This window comes from Lacibacter sediminis, from assembly GCF_014168535.1.
Lineage (GTDB): Bacteria > Bacteroidota > Bacteroidia > Chitinophagales > Chitinophagaceae > Lacibacter > Lacibacter sediminis.
On sequence record NZ_CP060007.1, the window covers coordinates 4,634,462 to 4,652,623 of the forward strand.

Genomic DNA, 18,162 nt, shown 5'->3' on the forward strand with positions numbered 1-18,162 from the left:
AATTATGAAAAAGGTTGTCGGCTATATTGTATTGATCATTATTTGCGGATTACAGTCCTTTGCACAAACCGCCAACCCGCAACAGTACAAGTATGTATTCACAGTTGCTAAAGATGGCAGTGGCGAATTCAAATACATACAGGATGCCATTGATGCGATGCGTGTATATCCGTTAGCATCCATTACACTTTATATTAAGAACGGAGTGTATAACGAAAAGATTGAACTGCCAGCTCCTAACACAGATGTAACCTTCATTGGTGAAAGCGTTGAAAAGACCATCATTACATTCAACGATTATTCAGGAAGAGGAAAGCATACAACGTTCACCTCTTATACAGCGAAAATTTCCGGCAATCGCTTCTATGCAGAGAATATCACATTTGCAAACAGCGCCGGTCCGGTAGGACAAGCATTAGCATTATATGTTGATGCTGATAAAGCCATCTTTAAAAACTGCAAGTTCCTCGGCAACCAGGATACCATTTTTGCTGCAGGTGAAAACTCCCGGCAGCTATTTCTTGATTGTTATATTGAAGGAACTACTGATTTCATCTTCGGCCCTTCAACAGCCGTATTTCAAAACTGTACCATCCGCTCCAAAACAAATTCTTATATCACGGCAGCAAGTACCACAGCCGGTAAAAAATTTGGCTATGTATTTCTCGATTGCAAGATCATTGCCGATTCCGGTGTAACGAAAACATTACTTGGCCGGCCATGGCGTGCACATGCAAAAACAGTCTTCATCCGTTGCGAAATGCCGAAACAGATTGCACCGGAAGGCTGGAGCAACTGGAACAACCCCGCCAATGAGCAAACTGTTTTATACGCAGAATATAAATGCACAGGCGAAGGTGCAGTAACAGCAAAACGTGTTGCATGGAGCAAACAACTCAGCGATAAAGAAGCAAAAGAATATACACTCGACAATATTTTATCGAATAACAGTCTGGTAAAAGATGAAAGCAGTTGGTTTATGCAATCACGCAGCAAAGCATTTCAATGGCCGGCGAGTAAACAATAAACATGAAGAATAATTTTTTACTTCTATTCTTTATTCTTCTTTCTGTGTTTGTAAAAGCACAGGAGTTTGTACCATTATGGCCCGCAGGAAAAAAGCCCAACAACAACGGTAAAAAAATAACCGATAGTTTATTCAACGAACGCATCTGGCAAGTAGCAACACCGGGTATTTATTGCTTTGTTGTACCGAAAGCAGAGAACAACGGCACAGCTGTGTTGATTGTTCCAGGCGGTGGATATGAACGACTTTCACATTTATACAGCGGATTCAATTTAGCGAAGTGGTATAACAGCATTGGCGTAAATGCATTTGTGCTTATTCATCGTTTGCCACATCAACAGGATCTCATCAATAAACAACTTGTACCGGTGCAGGATGCACAACGGGCTATTCGTGTCATAAGAGCAAATGCTGTGCAGTGGAATATCAAAACAGACAAAGTAGGTATCATGGGTATCAGTGCAGGTGGACATGTAGCAACTACACTCGGCACACATGTAAAAGATGAAGCTGTAGCAAATGATACATTAGACAGGTATAGCTATCGTCCTGATTTTATGGTATTGCTTTCGCCTGTTGTAACTATGGGCAAATATGCACATGGCGGCAGCAAAAAGAATTTTCTTGGAGCCGATACCACAAAAGGAAACATCGAATATTATTCAAGTGAATTGCAGGTGACCTCCTTCACGCCTCCGGCATTTTTAGTGCATGCACAAAACGACAGTACGGTAAAAGTGCAAAACAGTTTGTTATTCTACCAGTCGTTAGTTGAAAAAAAGATCAATGCGAGCCTGCATATATTCCCGCAGGGCGCCCATGGCATCCGGCTGGATGAAAATCCGGGGTCAACTGAACAATGGCTGCCTTTATTAGAAGCGTGGTTAAAAGAAATGAGTTTTATCTTGCCTGTTCCTTTTAAATAATAACAGTATGAAATTAGTTTTATTGATAAGTTCGTTTATGGTTGCAACAGCACTTTACGCTCAACAGGAAATGCCATTGTATGATGGCACAGTTCCAAATTCAAAACCCGGTCGCACTAAAGAAACTGCGGTATCAAAAGATAACGTGCTGCGCATTTCAAAAGTGAGTGTGCCGACACTTACAATTTATAAACCGGCAAATGCAAATGGTATGTCGGTGATCATTTGTCCCGGTGGTGGATATGGTATTCTTGCATTCGATAAAGAAGGTACACGTGTGGCAGAAGAAATGAATAAATGGGGCATCACCGCTTTTGTATTGAAATACCGTTTGCCTGATGATACAACAAATATCGATCGTAGTCTTGCTCCATTGCAGGATGCGCAACAAGCCGTTCGCTTGGTGCGTAGCAAAGCAGCTGAATGGGGATTGAAGAAAGATAAGATCGGCATCATGGGTTTTTCTGCAGGCGGACATTTAGCATCAACTGCTGCAACACATTTCAGAAGCAAAGCAGATGCAACAACTAAAGACACCACTTCTGTTCGCCCTGATTTTGCAATACTCATTTATCCTGTTATCAGTTTCGATAGTACCATTACACATAAAGGATCAAGAAATAATTTAGTGGGCGCAACTGCATCGGCAGACCAGATAAAACTTTATTCAAACGAATTGCAGGTAACAGCAAAAACTCCTCCCTCCTTTTTAGTGCATGCGGCAGACGATGGAGCAGTACCTGTTGAAAACAGCATCCGTTATTACCAGGCTTGTGTAAAATACAAAGTGCCTGCTGAAATGCATCTTTACCCAAAAGGCGGACATGGTTTTGGCATGTTCAATAAAACAACAACCGATAACTGGATGGAGCGTTTGAAAAACTGGTTAACGTCGTTATAATAGTTGCGGGTTTCAAGTTTCTGGTTTCAGGTAACCGGTAACTTGCAACCTGTAACCAGAAACAAAAATTTATGAAACCGATCAATACAGGAATATGTTCATTTGGTATGAGTGGTTGGGTATTTCACGCCCCTTTCATCAGTACACATCACGGTTTTCATTTTTATGCTGTGTGGGAACGAACCAAGAATCTTGCACAGGAAAAATATCCTGCTGTTAAAACATACCGTACACTTGAAGAAATGCTGGCTGATGAAAATGTGGAATTGGTTGTTGTCAATACGCCTAACATCACCCATTACGATTATGTAAAAAAAGCGTTGCTTGCGGGCAAACATGTCATCAGCGAAAAACCATTTACAGTAGAAGTAGCAGAAGCTGAAGAACTGATTGCATTAGCTGGAGAAAAAAATCTGAAACTCTCTGTTTTTCAAAACAGAAGATACGATAGTGATTATAAAACCATCAAATCAGTACTTGATCAAAAGTTGTTAGGCAATATTGTAGAAGCAGAATTTCATTTTGATCGGTATAAAGAAGAGATCAGTCCGAAAGCGCATAAAGAAGTAGCGATGAAAGGAACAGGCGCTTTGTACGATCTGGGTTCACATCTTATCGACCAGGCATTGCAATTGTTTGGAATGCCAACGGCTGTGTTTGCAGATATAGCTATTATGCGGCCTGTATCACAAGTAGATGATTATTTTGAAGTCCTGTTGTACTATCCTTCATCAAGAGTACGCATCAAAGGAAGTTACCAGGTGCGTGAAGCATTGCCCGGTTATGTGTTACATGGAAGCAAAGGTTCCTTCATCAAACCAAAAACAGATATGCAGGAAACACAACTGCAATCGCACATGTTACCTACGGATGATGCTTATGGCATTGAACCCGAGACAGAAAAAGGATTGTTGCATACAGAAGTAGATGGAAAAATTATCAATGAAAAAATCCCTTCTTTAACTGGAAACTATACAGCTTATTACGAAGGTATTTACCAGGCCATCCGCAACAATGCGCCATTGCCTGTAACTGCTGCTGAAGGAACGGATGTGATTAGAATCATTGAAGCAGCTTTTAAAAGCAACGAAGAAAAAAGAGTGATTGAATTATGAAAAGTGTTTTAACGATAGGCTTTGTTTTGTTTTACTTAACTGTATCAGCGCAAACAATTTCAAAAGCATGGGTATCAGATAATGGCAATGGCACATTTAAAAACCCTGTTGTAAATGCTGATTACAGTGATCCGGATGCTATTCGTGTAGGCGATGATTTCTATATGGTATCATCATCGTTTAATCATATTCCCGGTTTGCCTATTCTTCATTCAAAAGATTTAGTAAACTGGAAACTGATCGGTCATGCATTAAAACGTCAGCCACCATTCGATCATTTTTCTTCTGTGCAACATGGCGGCGGTGTGTGGGCACCATCAATCCGTTATTACAACAATGAATTTTATATCTACTATCCTGATCCAGATTTTGGGATTTATCTCACAAAAGCAAAAAACATTAATGGCCCATGGACTGAACCTGTTCTTGTAGAAGCGGGAAAAGGTTTGATTGATCCTTGTCCGTTATGGGATACTGACGGCAAAGTTTATCTCGTGCATGCGTATGCAGGAAGTCGTGCAGGTTTTAAATCCATCATCGTCGTAAAAGAACTCAATAAAGAAGCCACAAAAGTGATTAGTGATCCGGTGCTTGTGTTCGATGGTCACGCAACTGATCCAACACTCGAAGGACCGAAGTTTTATAAACGCAATGGTTTCTATTACATTTTTGCACCGGCCGGTGGCGTAAGTACGGGTTGGCAATTGGTGCTTCGTTCAAAAAATATTTATGGACCTTATGAACGTAAAGTGGTGATGGATCAGGGAGCATCAACAGTGAACGGTCCGCACCAGGGCGCATGGATCAACACGCAAACAGGCGAAGATTGGTTTCTGCATTTTCAGGATAAAGATGCATACGGAAGAGTGGTGCATTTACAACCGATGAGTTGGAAAAATGATTGGCCGGTGATTGGTGTTGATAAAGATGGTGATGCCAAAGGCGAACCGGTGATGGTTTATAAAAAGCCGAATGTTGGTAAAACATATCCTGTTGCAACAGTTGCCGACAGTGATGAATTCAATTCATCCAAACTCGGTTTGCAATGGCAATGGCAGGCAAACCCTCAACAAGGTTGGGCATTTCCAACAACGGAAGGCGTATTGCGGATGTTCTCAGCCATTTTGCCCGACAGTATAAAATCACCGTGGGATTATCCAAACCTGCTGGCGCAAAAATTCCCGGCCGAAGAATTTACGGCCACTGCTAAATTTTCATTTCAGCCACGCCACGAAAAAGAACGTTTTGCCTTGATGGTGCACGGAGCAAGCTATGCGTATATCGCAATAGAAAAAAGAGCGGATGGCAACTACATCAGCTTTGTAAAATGCGTGGATGCAGACCGTAAAGGAAAAGAAACAGTACAGGACGGTGAAAAACTGCAGAGTAAGGATATTTATTTCCGTGTGCAGGTAAGCAAAACAGCAAGTTGCACTTTCAGTTACAGCGAAGATGGGAAAACCTTCAAAACCATTGGTGATGCATTAACTGCAAAGCCCGGAAGATGGGTTGGAGCGAAAGTTGGTTTCTTCTTCAACCGCAGTAACAAAACTAACGATGCAGGCGTGGTGGATATCGATTGGTTCAGGATTGAACAATAGGATTGCAACGATCATTTATTCGAACAATATAAAAATTGCCATATGGAAAGAAGATCATTCGTAAAGTTTACAGCAGCAGCAGGTGCATCCTTAATGCTGCATCCATTTACTTCAATTGCTGCCGGCTCAGCCACTAAATTAAAACTCGCTCTTGTTGGTACCGGTGTTCGTGGTACTGGTTTGTGGGGCAAACAAATCGTAAGTGAATTTAAAGATGCCTGCGAGTTTGTTGGTTTGAGTGATATCAATCCGGGACGTTTGGCTTATGCAAAAGAATTTATGGGTGTTAGTTGTCCAACTTTTGTGAATGTGGATGAAATGCTGAAACAGATCAAAGCCGATTACATCATAGTTACAACGGTTGATGCTACACACGATGAAATAATTGTGAAAGCCTTGAATGCAGGCTTCAATGTAATTACTGAAAAACCAATGACAACCGACGAAGACAAGTGTCGGAAAATATTAGAGGCTGAAAAAAAATCAGGCAAGAAAGTAATCGTGGCCTTTAACTATCGTCACAGCGTTCATGCTATGCAGCTGAAAGAACTGCTGGCAGCAAATCGTGTTGGCAAGATCACATCTGTTGATTTTAACTGGTACCTCAACGTACATCATGGTGCTGATTATTTCCGCCGCTGGCATGGCCGTATGAACAAAGGTGGGTCCTTGTGGGTGCACAAAGCAACGCATCACTTCGATTTATTGAATTGGTGGCTGAATAGCGAACCAGTTGAAGTAAGTGCATATGGTTCATTGGATCATTACGGAAAGAATAATGAGTTCCGTGGTACCAAATGCCGTGGTTGCGAACACAAACCCAAGTGTAAATTCTATTGGGACATCACTGCGAATAAACACAACGTAAATTTATATGTCAATAATGAACAGCATGATGGTTATATCCGTGATGGTTGTGTGTGGAGTAACGATATTGATATTTATGATAAAATGAGTGCGCAAATTATTTATGCAAATGGTGTTACAGTAAATTATTCACTTACTACCTATTCACCATATGAAGGATGGCAGATTGCATTCAACGGCATGAAAGGAAGAATTGAAACATGGGAAGATATTCCTTACCTGCAAAAAACAAAAATGGATGAGTCAAAGCGACATGCCATTGAAATGAGTAATGCCGATGATGCGATTGCAGGCGAAGCAAATGAAATTCTCGCCTGGGATAATTTCGGTAAAGACTTCGAAGTATACACAACTGCGAAGATCCGTGGCGGACATGGTGGCGGCGATATTCGTATGCAGCGCCGTATGTTCACCAATACAAACGATAATCCGCATCATGTAATGGCAGGAACAAGAGAAGGCGCCATGAGTATTCTTATTGGTATTGCAGCCCGAAAAAGTATTCAGCTCAAGCGCCCGGTGAAGATTAGTGAACTTACCGATCTTGTGCCTATGGCAAACAGATTTTAATAAAACTTAAAAGATCAAATGATGGCTTTCAACTTCAGAAAATATTCCCTGCTTCTCATTTTCAGTATTGCAATAACATTAGTTGCTGCACAATCCAAAAAAGAAACGAAGGTTAGTGAAGCTGTTGAAAAACTAAAACTAGCGATGGTTAGTGGCGAAAGAGCTGCACTGGAATCAATTGCTGCTGATCAACTCAGTTATGGACATTCAGGTGGACTGGTTGAAACAAAAGCACAGTTTGTAGAGAAGATCGCCAGCGGTCAATCTGATTTTGTAACCATCGAATTAAAAAACCAAACCATTGCAATAAGTGGCAACACAGCCATTGTTCGTCATGAACTGCATGCAACAACCAATGACAACAACAAACCAGGTGAAGTACATCTGAAGATTATGCTGGTTTGGCAAAAACAAAGCAAAGAATGGAAATTATTAGCCAGGCAGGCAGTTAAAATCACCCCATAAAACAGACAAACGTACCCCTTTGCCAGTTATTGAACCTGTAATTTTATCTGGCTGATTTTGAATCATTTTTACGCAACAATTCCCGATAACGATTGCGTAAATAAACAGCCTCGTTTGCTTGACCATGCTGCCAGTTAAAGGTAAAATTGTACTCTGGAAGCGGCGTCATTTCTATCTATTCAACGATTCAAAGCTGTCATGAAAAAAATTATCGTATTACTTTCTTTTATTTCTACCGGTGCACTTGTAGTTGCGCAAACAACGCCAGCCGGTTTCAATGGTAAATTACCTGTTATCGTCGCTCCTAAATTCAAAAAAGATACAACTAGCATTGTAAAGTTTGGTGCAGTGCCCGATGGTAATACGCTTAATACAAAGGCCATCAATAATGCGATCGATGCATGTAACAAAAAAGGTGGTGGTGTTGTACTGGTTCCTGCTGGTTTATGGTTAACAGGACCAATTGTTTTGAAGAGTAATGTGAATTTGCATTTGGCAACAGGATCTACTTTATTGTTTACAGCAGATAAATCACAATATCCATTAGTGAAAGCAAACTGGGAAGGTTTACCACAGATGCGTAACCAATCTCCTATTTCTGCAACCGGTGTAACAAACATTGCTATTACCGGTAAAGGAATTGTTGATGGCAATGGTGATGGATGGCGCTCAGTAAAGAGCGATAAGCTTACTGCAGGTCAATGGAAAAAATTAGTTGAATCAGGTGGTGTGGTGAGTGATGATAAAAAAACATGGTATCCTTCTGAAGCTTTTATGAAAGCAAGCAGAGGACCAGCGAACCCTGGTGAGATCAAACCTGAACGTGATGCAGCTTACTTCGCAGGCATCAAAGATTTTCTTCGTCCCAACATGGTGCTGATCACTGAATGTAAATACATTTTACTCGAAGGTGTAACCTTTCAAAACTCAGCAGCCTGGTGCTTGCATCCGTTGATGAGTGAACACTTAACCGTTCGCAACATCTTTGTAAAAAATCCATGGTATGCACAGAATGGTGATGGTATTGATGTAGAAAGCTGCAGCAATGTGCTTATCGAAAACTCTGTATTTGATGTGGGCGATGATGCATTGTGTATGAAGAGTGGTCGTGATGCAGAAGGGCGCAAGCGTGCAATGCCAACGCAGAATGTGATCATTCGTGGTTGTACCGTGTATGCATCGCATGGTGGTTTTGTAATTGGCAGTGAAATGAGTGGCGGTGCAAGAAACATGTACATCAGTAATTGCACATTCATTGGTACAGATATTGGTCTTCGTTTCAAAACAACGAGAGGTCGTGGAGGTGTCGTAGAAAATATTTTCATCAAGGATATTTACATGAAAGATATTCCTGCTGAAGCCATTTTGTTTGATATGTACTACATGGCAAAAGATCCTGTTCCACTCTTAGGTGAAAAAAGAGAATTGCCTAAAGTAGAAGTAAAGCCAGTTGATGAAACAACACCGGTGTTTAGAAATTTCCATATCAGCAATGTGTATTGCAATGGTGCTGCTAAAGGCATTTTCGTTCGTGGTCTTCCCGAAATGCATATAAAAGATATTGTGCTGGAGAATATGGTACTGCAGGCCGATAAAGGAATTGATGTGCAGGAAGCGAGCGGTATTACGTTCAAAAACATTCAGATCATTTCTGCCGATACAAACCCGGTAGTTGATATTCTCAACAGCGATAATATTTCGTTTGACAAGATCACATACAAAGACGGTAGTGAAGTATTGTTTCGTGTAAGTGGCGACCGTGTAAAGAATATCAGCATAAAAAATACAAACGCAGCAAACGCAAAACAGAAGTTACTCACTGAGTTTGGCGCAGATGTAAAAGAAATTAAGTGGTAAAATCGAACAACGTATAAACGACGCATATAAAAAAGGAACATGAAGAAGCTCATCATAATAGCATTGCTTGCTCTCGGATTACAGTCAACCGCTCAAACAAAGTACAGCGAGAAAGTTGCTGCCACAGTCGATAAGATCTGGCCCGATAGTTTACCTATTGGTAGTCGCACCAAATGGAGTTACGACATGGGCGTAGTGTTGAAAGGTCTTGAAAGTTTGTGGATGCGTACAGGAAATGTAGCTTACTATAATTCCATCAAAAACCGCATGGATTATTTTGTACAGAACGACGGAACGATCAAAGGATATGAAGCAGAAGAATATAATATCGACCACGTAAACAATGGCAAGCTGGTGCTGATGTTGTATCGCATTACCGGTGCAGACAAGTATAAAAAAGCAGCCATGCATCTCCGTGATCAGCTGCGTACACATCCACGCACAAACGAAGGTGGTTTCTGGCACAAGAAAATTTATACCAACCAGATGTGGTTGGATGGTTTGTATATGGGTGCTCCGTTCTACGCAGAGTATGCCATGCTATTTCACGAAGACACAGCCTTTAATGATATTGCCAACCAGTTTATCTGGATGGAAAAGCATGCACGTGATCCCAAAACAGGATTGCTTTATCATGCATGGGATGAAAGCAAACAACAGCAATGGGCCAATAAAACAACCGGCACTTCACCACACTTCTGGGCAAGGGCAATGGGTTGGTATGCAGATGCACTGGTTGATGCATTGGATTATTTCCCGGCTACTCATCCAAAACGTAAAGACCTCATTGCAATATTGAACCGTTTGGTAAATGCTATTGAAAAACAACAGGACCCAACAACTGGTTTGTGGTACGATGTAATGAATTACAATGGTCCCGGTAAAGAGAAAAACTATTTTGAAGCTTCAGCTTCCTCTCAATTTGTATATGCAGTTGCAAAAGGTGTTCGTAAAGGTTATCTACCTCCTACAAAACTTACGATTGCAAAGAAAGGTTACGATGGAATTGTAAAACGTTTCATCAAAGAAGAAAACGGTCAAACCAATTTGCATGGCACAGTGAAAGTATCTGGACTTGGAGGTAAGCCTTACCGTGATGGCAGCTTTACTTATTACATGAGCGAAGATGTAATTGTGAACGATGCAAAAGGTGTTGGTGCATTTTTATTAGCAGCAGGTGAAATGGAGCAGTTGCCCACACAATCAATTGGCAAAGGCAAAACCGTTTTGCTTGATCGCTGGTTCAACAGTGAGAAAAAGAAAGATGCAGGTGATGAAATGAGCTACTGGCATTACACATGGGAAGAAAGAAGTCATGGTGGCTATTATACACTGGGAACAATTTTCGAACGCTATGGAGCTAATCTTAAATCATTAGATGTTACGCCAACAGCAAGCAATCTCAGCAAAGCATCAGTTTATGTAATGGTTGATCCTGATCATATCCGTGATAATCCAAAACCAAATTATGTTACAGCAACTGATGTAACGACTATCAGAAATTGGGTAAATGCAGGTGGTGTGTTGGTGATCATGGCCAACGATAGTAACAACTGTGATCTACCACACTTAAACCTGTTGGCAAACAAGTTTGGCATCAACTTCACCAATAACAGTTTAAACATGGTGAAGAACGATACTTATTCGCAAGGTGAAGTTTTACCGGGCGTAAACAATCCTGTTTTCAAAACAACAAAAAAGATGTTCCTGAAAGAACTCAGCGAATTGACCGTGAAAGCACCTGCAAAGGCATTGGTCACAAAAGACAATGCAGTGATCATTGCTGTTGCAAAATATGGTAAAGGCACTGTGTTTGCTGTAGGTGACCCATGGGTGTACAATGAATATATCGATAACCGGAAACTGTTACCTGCAGATTTCGAAAATTATAAAGCAGCAGAAGACCTCGTAAAGTGGTTACTCCAGCAGGCAGTTAAGAAATGAAAAAACGCCTGACGATAGTATTGAGTTGTGCATTGATTTTTTTACTGATGAGTATTTCAGCAACCAGTCAACAGAAACTAATTGTTGCACAGGATGGAAGTGGAAATTATAAAACAGTACAAGAAGCGATCAATAGTTTAAGCGATTCATCAGCGGTTACAAGATCGATCTATATTAAGAAAGGGATCTACAAGGAAAAGATCTTCATCAAAAAAAATAATCTCGTACTCGAAGGCGAAGACAGAACAACAACTGTTATAACAGCTGCCATTGCAAGAGATGAGTGGCGTTGCGATCATATAGATGATTGGGGCGTTGCCACCATGAATGTTGGCGCCAATGATATTACATTGAAAAACCTCACCGTTACAAACAGCTATGGGTTTGATTTTTTACAAGACAGAGTTGTTGCCTGTGCAGCTGATACGGTGAACAAAAAGAAAACGATCACAAAGGGTAGTCACCAGATGGCACTGCGAACCATGGGCTGCACAAGGTTAAAAGCCATCAACTGTTATTTCCGTGCATATGCAGGTGATACAGTCAGTCCATGGGAAGTAGAAAATGGTCTTTGGTATTTTAAAGATTGTGTGATGGAAGGAGGAGTTGATTTTTATTGTCCACGTGGTTGGGCATTTGCAGAGAACTGTGAGTTTATTGCCAACACAGGTTCTGCTGCAATATGGCATGATGGTTCAAGACATCAAGATTCAAAAACCGTTTTGCTCAATTGCAGGTTTAAAGGTTATGATGGATTTCTGTTGGGTCGCTATCATCGTGATGCACAGTTTTATCTCATCAATTGTTTGTTTGCAGATAACATGAAAGATGCGCCCATCTATCGTGTGGTAACAACCAATAACATGCAGTGGGGCGAACGGATCTACTATTACAATTGTCACCGGAAAGCAGGCGATTATGCATGGTTCAATAATAATATCAGTAAGGAATTGGTTGAAAAGATCAATGCACAATGGGTGTTTGGTGATCGATGGAAGTTATAAACTAGGAATGACGATGCTCGTAAAAATAAATGATCATCGTTGTTCTGTTACATATTAAAGAGAGTAAGATGCAATTATCAAGAGAAACGTTATCGAAATTAAACGGCGCAGTACAATCTGTTCCCACTGATGCATTGTTTGCATTACCTGAAAAAGTACTTCAGTTTGGTACAGGTGTGTTGTTGCGTGGATTGCCTGATTATTTTATCGACAAGGCAAATAAGAAAGGCATATTCAATGGCCGTGTTGTAATAGTAAAATCAACCGATAGTGGTGGCACCGATGCGTATGAAGTGCAGGATGGTTTATACACCCATTGCATCAGCGGCATCCGTCAGCAAAAAATTACGGAAGAGTATATCATCAACTCATCCATCAGTCGTGTACTTTCTGCAAAATCACAATGGCAGCAAATATTGGATTGTGCTTCCAATCCTGAAATGGAGATCATCATTTCCAATACAACTGAGGTTGGAATTGTATTGGTAGAAGAAGATAAGATCACGAACAATCCACCGGTATCGTTCCCCGGTAAACTGCTTGCCTTTCTGCATGAACGTTATAAAGCGTTCAATGGTGACGTAACGAAGGGAATGGTGATCGTACCGACAGAACTCATCACTGACAATGGAACAAAACTCCAGGCGATTGTGATGGAACTGGCCCATCTCAACAATGCAGATTATGCATTTATTGATTGGCTGGAGAATGCAAATACATTTTGTAATTCTTTAGTTGATCGTATTGTTCCCGGCAAACTTCCTGTTGCACAACAAAAAGCAACGGAAGCAAAACTTGGTTTCACAGACGAACTAATGATCATGAGTGAACCTTACAGCTTGTGGGCCATTGAAACATCCAACCCAAAAGTAAAAGAGGTGTTGAGTTTTGCAAAGGCAGACGAAGGAGTTGTCATCACTAATGATATTAATAAACAGCGGGAACTGAAGCTGCGTTTGCTCAATGGTACACACACTTTCTCTTGCGGCATTGCTTTCCTTTCAGGCTTTGAAACAGTGAAGGAAGCAATGGAAAACAAAACAATGGGTTTATATGTGTATGATCTGATGCATCACGAGATAGCACCATGTGTGAGTAATGAAAAAATTTCGGTGCTGGAAGCACGTGAATTTTCAGGTAACGTTCTCGACCGTTTCCGCAACCCGTTTATCGATCATAAATGGATCAGCATTACACTAAATTATTCGCACAAAATGCGCATGCGTAACATACCTTTACTGCTCAAACATTTTGAACAGGATCTGTATGTTCCGGGTTCGATGGCATTGGGTTTTGCAGCATACATTTTATTTATGAAGTGTGAGCACAGCGAGAGCGGTACCTACTATGGTGAAGCTAACGGTGTGGTTTACCCGATACAGGATGAACACGCAGGTTATTTCCATCAGCTATGGAAGAATAACAAGCCCGCAGATGTGGTGAAGAAGGCTTTAGCGAATGAACAGATTCTCGGTCACGATCTTTCAGAATTACCCGGTTTTGCATTTGCAGTGAGTTCTTATATGAATGCGATGATGGAAGAAGGCGTGTTGAACACTGTAAAAAATTACCAGTTAAACCGGGATAAAGTTGAAAGTAACGAAGCCTGATGTTTATTAGAAGATAAGCAAGCAATACAGATATCGACAAAACGGATCACATGAAAAAATTTCTAGACAGTAACTTTTTACTGCAAAGCAAAACAGCCGAGCAACTCTACCACGAGTTTGCAAAGCAAATGCCCATCATTGATTATCACAATCACCTGCCTCCGGAGCAGGTAGCGAATAATATCAACTTCGGTAATCTCACGCAGGTGTGGTTGTATGGCGATCATTATAAATGGAGGGCCATGCGTACCAATGGTGTGAATGAAAAGTTCATCACCGGTAATGCCAGCGATTGGGAAAAATTTGAACAATGGTCGGCTACGGTTCCATATACCTTACGCAATCCTTTGTATCATTGGACGCACCTGGAATTGCAACGCTATTTCAACATTCATGAAGTACTGAATGCCGACAGCGCCAATCGAATTTATGATGATGCTACTGCACAATTGCAGCACGCATCACACAGCGTGCAGGGTTTATTGCAACAGATGAATGTAAAACTCATCTGCACAACGGATGATCCGGTTGATGATCTGAAATATCATCAGCAACTTCGTCAGCAAGGCAGCTTCACAAAAATGAATCCTGCTTTCCGTCCTGATAAGGCCATGAATGTGGATGATACCATCGGCTTCAATAACTATCTCACCCAATTGGAAAAAGCGGCTGACACTTCCATCAGCACCTTCAACGATTATTTAGCGGCATTGAAAAAGCGTCATGATTATTTTGCAGCGAATGGTTGTGCAGTATCAGATCATGGTTTGGAAGAGATCTATGCAGAAGATTATACACAGACAGAGATCGTAGGCATTTTTGCACAAGTGCGTAGTGGTGGCAACTTAACATTTGAAGAAAAGAAGAAGTTCAAAAGTGCGATGTTGGTGATCTTTGCAGAATGGGATCATGAAAAAGGATGGGTACAACAATTCCACCTTGGTGCATTGCGTAACAACAACAGCCGCATGTTGCAACAGTTGGGTCCAGATACAGGTTGGGACAGCATTGGTGATTTCTCCCAGGCAAGAGCTTTGTCAAAATTCTTGAACCGGTTAGACAGTAATGATAAACTGGCGAAGACCATCATCTATAACCTGAACCCTGCCGATAATGAATTGTTCGCAACCATGATCGGTAATTTCAATGATGGTTCCGTTGCAGGTAAAGTACAATGGGGCAGCGGTTGGTGGTTCCTCGATCAGAAAGATGGCATGACCAAACAGATCAACGCACTCAGCAATATGGGCTTACTCAGTCGTTTTGTTGGTATGTTAACTGACAGCAGAAGTTTCCTTTCATTCCCTCGTCATGAATATTTCCGTCGCATACTTTGCAACATGTATGGTGAAGAAGTGGAGAATGGTGAATTGCCGAATGATATTGCATTGATCGGAAAAACCATCCAGGATATCTGTTACAACAACGCAAAACAATATTTCAACCTGCAGCATCTCGATGCAGCAGAAACAGTCACATCAAAAAACATATAATCGAATCATGCAAACTTTGGATCTCTTTAACCTTTCAGGTAAAACAGCATTAGTAACCGGTTGCGATACCGGTCTTGGTATGGGAATGGCAACAGCACTAGCTGAAGCAGGTGCAGATATTATTGGCGCTTCTATTGTGGAAGATTATTCTGCGGTGAAAGCTGCTGTTGAAGCAACAGGCCGCAAGTTCACCTATCACCGTGTTGATATCGGTAACCGTGAAGCGCTTTATGCATTCATCAATAAAGTAAAAGAAGAAAATAAAAAGATTGATATTCTTGTTAACAACGCAGGTATCATTATGCGTAAACCTGCTGCTGAACATCCTGATGAATATTGGGATAAAGTAGTTGACATCAACCTCAACGCACAATTCATTTTGGGTCGTGAGTTTGGTAAACACATGATCGATAACGGTGGCGGTAAGATCATTTTCACCTGTTCATTGTTAAGTTTCCAGGGTGGTATCAATGTACCCGGTTATACTGCAACTAAATCAGCTGTTGCCGGTTTGGTGCGTGCATTCGGTAATGAGTGGGGAAGCAAAGGTGTTTGTGTAAATGGTATTGCACCGGGTTATATCGCAACAAATAATACACAGGCGTTGCGTGAAGATGCAGACAGAAGTCAATCGATCTTAAGTCGTATTCCTGTTGGTCGTTGGGGTGTGCCTGAAGATTTCAAAGGACCGGTTACATTCCTTGCTTCATCAGCATCAGATTATGTAAATGGTACGGTGTTGTTTGTTGATGGTGGATGGATGGCGAGATAAGTTTTAGGTGATAAGTATTAAGTAATAAGTTTTAAGCATATACAATGGCAACAAAAAAGGCAAAAGCTCCGGCTCTGCAATTAAAAGATTATAAGAGCAACACGTACATGGATGGCGATATGGAAGTGCGTTTTGCAGTTGGACCGGAAGAAACAAAAGGATTCGATACACAACAGCTCATCGATAATTTTTTGGTGAAAGATCTGTTGGTAGCTGATAAACTGAAATTGGTTTATATGCATTACGATCGTGTAATTGTTGGCGGTGCAGTTCCTGTAGCAAAAACATTAACACTTCCGAATCATCCTGAATTAAGAGCTGAGTATTTTTTGGAAAGAAGAGAACTCGGTATCATTAATGTGGGCGGTAAAGGAACTGTAACTGCAGATGGTAAAAAGTTTGAACTGGATAAACTCTCCTGTTTGTATCTCGGCAAGGGAACACAAAAAGTAAGTTTTGCTTCAGCATCAAAAAAGAATCCTGCTGTATTTTATTTATTATCATCACCAGCGCATGCAACTTATCCAAACGCCATGTTCACCAAAGAACAGGCATCACCGGTTGAGTTGGGTGCAGTTGAAACTGCGAATAAACGTACTGTTTATAAATACATTCATCTTGATGGTTTAAAAAGCTGTCAGTTGGTGATGGGTTTAACGGTTCTTGCGCCGGGCAGTGTTTGGAATTCTATTCCGCCACATACACATACACGCCGTATGGAAGTGTATTTGTATTTCGATTTACCGGAAGGACAACGTTTATTCCACTTCATGGGTAACCCAATGGAAACAAGACATATGGTAATGACCAATAACGAAGCGGTGATCTCTCCACCCTGGAGTACACACTTTGGTTGCGGCACTACCAACTATGGTTTCATTTGGGGAATGGCCGGTGAAAATTTAGTTTATACTGATATGGACCCGGCTCCGGTTCCAACGCTGAAATAGTTTATGAGTAAAGTGCTTTGCTTTGGGGAATTGTTGCTTCGTCTTCCACCTGCGAATGGTGGTGAATGGTTACATACAAACCAGTTGCCTGTGTTTGTTGGTGGTGCCGAACTCAACGTAGCAACAGCACTTGCTACCTGGCAAATACCTGTGAAATATTGCACAGCCTTACCCGATAATATCATCACACATGATATCATCGCTTTCCTCCAAACAAAAAATATCGACACCTCTCCTATCATTCTTTCCGGCGAACGCATTGGATTGTATTATCTGAAAGAAGGCGCCGATATGAAGAGTGAAGAGAATGTGTTCGATCGGAAATATTCATCCTTCTCTACGCTTAATACCGGAGTAGTTAATTGGGATGAGATATTAAAAGATGTTGAATGGTTTCACTTCAGTGCCATTGCTCCTGCGGTGAGTGAAAAAGCTGCTGCACTTTGTTTAGAAGCATTGAAAGCTGCATCGCAACGTAACATCACGATTTCTGTTGACTTGAATTATCGTTCACTGTTATGGAAGTATGGCAAACAGCCTTGGGAAATAATGCCAAGTCTTGTAAAGTATTGTGATGTAATTATGGGCAACATCTGGGCAGCACAAACATTGCTTGGTGTTTCTGTTGATAACAATCTTTTACAACCACGAAGCAAAGAAGTGTTTTTACAACATGCTACTTACACAGCTAAACAATTGTTTGACCGTTTTGCAAACTGTAAGTGGGTTGCCAATACATTTCGCTTTGATGCAGACGCTGGCAACATCAGTTACTATGCTGCACTCAATACAAAAGAAGAACAGGCTGTAAGCCCTGTGTTTGCAACTGATGCCATTGTTGATAAAGTTGGCAGTGGCGATTGCTTTATGGCAGGATTGATCTATGGATTAAAATCACAACGTGCATTGCGGGATGTGATCGGTTTTGCTGCAGCTGCTGCTTTTGCCAAGCTGCATGAAAAAGGCGATTCAACAAAAAATACAGTAGAAACTATTCAACAGGTAAAAGCAAAATTTGAAACAATCAAACAACAATCATTTATTTCCTAGCATTTAAAAC

General features: G+C 41.1%; 15 protein-coding genes. All 15 read left to right on the top strand.

Features of this window, described 5'->3' with window-relative positions; translation table 11 throughout:
• The first annotated feature begins 4 nt into the window (after window positions 1-4).
• Entirely contained in the window at window positions 5-1,027 is a 1,023-nt protein-coding gene (locus H4075_RS19640) for a pectinesterase family protein (protein WP_182802514.1), read from the top strand.
• 2 nt (window positions 1,028-1,029) lie between these two features.
• The gene (locus H4075_RS19645; RefSeq protein ID WP_182802515.1) at window positions 1,030-1,953 is read left to right on the top strand and encodes an alpha/beta hydrolase; all 924 of its coding nucleotides are present in this window, start codon (window positions 1,030-1,032) and stop codon (window positions 1,951-1,953) included.
• 7 nt (window positions 1,954-1,960) lie between these two features.
• On the top strand, window positions 1,961-2,854 hold the full coding sequence (locus tag H4075_RS19650) for an alpha/beta hydrolase (protein WP_182802516.1): 894 nt from the start codon (window positions 1,961-1,963) through the stop codon (window positions 2,852-2,854).
• 71 nt (window positions 2,855-2,925) lie between these two features.
• Entirely contained in the window at window positions 2,926-3,969 is a 1,044-nt protein-coding gene (locus H4075_RS19655; RefSeq protein ID WP_182802517.1) for a Gfo/Idh/MocA family oxidoreductase, read from the top strand.
• Window positions 3,966-5,570, top strand: coding sequence for a glycoside hydrolase family 43 protein (locus H4075_RS19660; RefSeq protein WP_182802518.1), 1,605 nt, complete (start codon window positions 3,966-3,968; stop codon window positions 5,568-5,570). Before H4075_RS19655 ends, H4075_RS19660 begins: the two co-directional genes overlap by 4 nt.
• 42 nt (window positions 5,571-5,612) lie before the next feature.
• Window positions 5,613-7,007: a Gfo/Idh/MocA family oxidoreductase gene (locus tag H4075_RS19665; protein WP_182802519.1), complete on the top strand. Its 1,395-nt coding sequence runs from the start codon at window positions 5,613-5,615 to the stop codon at window positions 7,005-7,007.
• 18 nt (window positions 7,008-7,025) lie between these two features.
• The gene (locus H4075_RS19670; RefSeq protein ID WP_182802520.1) at window positions 7,026-7,472 is read left to right on the top strand and encodes a nuclear transport factor 2 family protein; all 447 of its coding nucleotides are present in this window, start codon (window positions 7,026-7,028) and stop codon (window positions 7,470-7,472) included.
• Window positions 7,473-7,670: 198 nt separating this feature from the next.
• Window positions 7,671-9,329, top strand: coding sequence for a glycoside hydrolase family 28 protein (locus H4075_RS19675; RefSeq protein WP_182802521.1), 1,659 nt, complete (start codon window positions 7,671-7,673; stop codon window positions 9,327-9,329).
• 39 nt (window positions 9,330-9,368) lie between these two features.
• On the top strand, window positions 9,369-11,273 hold the full coding sequence (locus tag H4075_RS19680) for a glycoside hydrolase family 88 protein (RefSeq protein WP_182802522.1): 1,905 nt from the start codon (window positions 9,369-9,371) through the stop codon (window positions 11,271-11,273).
• Window positions 11,270-12,277: a pectinesterase family protein gene (locus H4075_RS19685; RefSeq protein WP_182802523.1), complete on the top strand. Its 1,008-nt coding sequence runs from the start codon at window positions 11,270-11,272 to the stop codon at window positions 12,275-12,277. The genes H4075_RS19680 and H4075_RS19685 overlap by 4 nt, the downstream gene beginning before the upstream one ends.
• A gap of 68 nt (window positions 12,278-12,345) precedes the next feature.
• Window positions 12,346-13,887 carry a tagaturonate reductase gene (locus H4075_RS19690; RefSeq protein WP_182802524.1) on the top strand — a complete coding sequence of 514 codons (1,542 nt, stop codon included), beginning with the start codon at window positions 12,346-12,348 and terminating at the stop codon, window positions 13,885-13,887.
• Between the two features lie 50 nt (window positions 13,888-13,937).
• Window positions 13,938-15,380: a glucuronate isomerase gene (gene uxaC / locus H4075_RS19695; RefSeq protein ID WP_182802525.1), complete on the top strand. Its 1,443-nt coding sequence runs from the start codon at window positions 13,938-13,940 to the stop codon at window positions 15,378-15,380.
• Between the two features lie 7 nt (window positions 15,381-15,387).
• A complete protein-coding gene (kduD, locus tag H4075_RS19700; protein WP_182802526.1) occupies window positions 15,388-16,152 on the top strand; it encodes a 2-dehydro-3-deoxy-D-gluconate 5-dehydrogenase KduD in 765 nt (254 codons plus the stop codon).
• Window positions 16,153-16,196: 44 nt separating this feature from the next.
• On the top strand, window positions 16,197-17,102 hold the full coding sequence (gene kduI / locus H4075_RS19705) for a 5-dehydro-4-deoxy-D-glucuronate isomerase (protein WP_255460240.1): 906 nt from the start codon (window positions 16,197-16,199) through the stop codon (window positions 17,100-17,102).
• A gap of 3 nt (window positions 17,103-17,105) precedes the next feature.
• Window positions 17,106-18,152: a sugar kinase gene (locus H4075_RS19710; protein ID WP_182802527.1), complete on the top strand. Its 1,047-nt coding sequence runs from the start codon at window positions 17,106-17,108 to the stop codon at window positions 18,150-18,152.
• The last annotated feature ends 10 nt before the right edge of the window (window positions 18,153-18,162 follow it).

What these genes read in the sequence shown, in the direction of transcription:
- H4075_RS19640 (WP_182802514.1), top strand. Translation starts at nt 5, where the DNA reads ATGAAAAAGGTTGTCGGCTATATTGTATTGATCATTATTTGCGGATTA.
- H4075_RS19645 (WP_182802515.1), top strand. Translation starts at nt 1,030, where the DNA reads ATGAAGAATAATTTTTTACTTCTATTCTTTATTCTTCTTTCTGTGTTT.
- H4075_RS19650 (WP_182802516.1), top strand. Translation starts at nt 1,961, where the DNA reads ATGAAATTAGTTTTATTGATAAGTTCGTTTATGGTTGCAACAGCACTT.
- H4075_RS19655 (WP_182802517.1), top strand. Translation starts at nt 2,926, where the DNA reads ATGAAACCGATCAATACAGGAATATGTTCATTTGGTATGAGTGGTTGG.
- H4075_RS19660 (WP_182802518.1), top strand. Translation starts at nt 3,966, where the DNA reads ATGAAAAGTGTTTTAACGATAGGCTTTGTTTTGTTTTACTTAACTGTA.
- H4075_RS19665 (WP_182802519.1), top strand. Translation starts at nt 5,613, where the DNA reads ATGGAAAGAAGATCATTCGTAAAGTTTACAGCAGCAGCAGGTGCATCC.
- H4075_RS19670 (WP_182802520.1), top strand. Translation starts at nt 7,026, where the DNA reads ATGATGGCTTTCAACTTCAGAAAATATTCCCTGCTTCTCATTTTCAGT.
- H4075_RS19675 (WP_182802521.1), top strand. Translation starts at nt 7,671, where the DNA reads ATGAAAAAAATTATCGTATTACTTTCTTTTATTTCTACCGGTGCACTT.
- H4075_RS19680 (WP_182802522.1), top strand. Translation starts at nt 9,369, where the DNA reads ATGAAGAAGCTCATCATAATAGCATTGCTTGCTCTCGGATTACAGTCA.
- H4075_RS19685 (WP_182802523.1), top strand. Translation starts at nt 11,270, where the DNA reads ATGAAAAAACGCCTGACGATAGTATTGAGTTGTGCATTGATTTTTTTA.
- H4075_RS19690 (WP_182802524.1), top strand. Translation starts at nt 12,346, where the DNA reads ATGCAATTATCAAGAGAAACGTTATCGAAATTAAACGGCGCAGTACAA.
- uxaC (WP_182802525.1), top strand. Translation starts at nt 13,938, where the DNA reads ATGAAAAAATTTCTAGACAGTAACTTTTTACTGCAAAGCAAAACAGCC.
- kduD (WP_182802526.1), top strand. Translation starts at nt 15,388, where the DNA reads ATGCAAACTTTGGATCTCTTTAACCTTTCAGGTAAAACAGCATTAGTA.
- kduI (WP_255460240.1), top strand. Translation starts at nt 16,197, where the DNA reads ATGGCAACAAAAAAGGCAAAAGCTCCGGCTCTGCAATTAAAAGATTAT.
- H4075_RS19710 (WP_182802527.1), top strand. Translation starts at nt 17,106, where the DNA reads ATGAGTAAAGTGCTTTGCTTTGGGGAATTGTTGCTTCGTCTTCCACCT.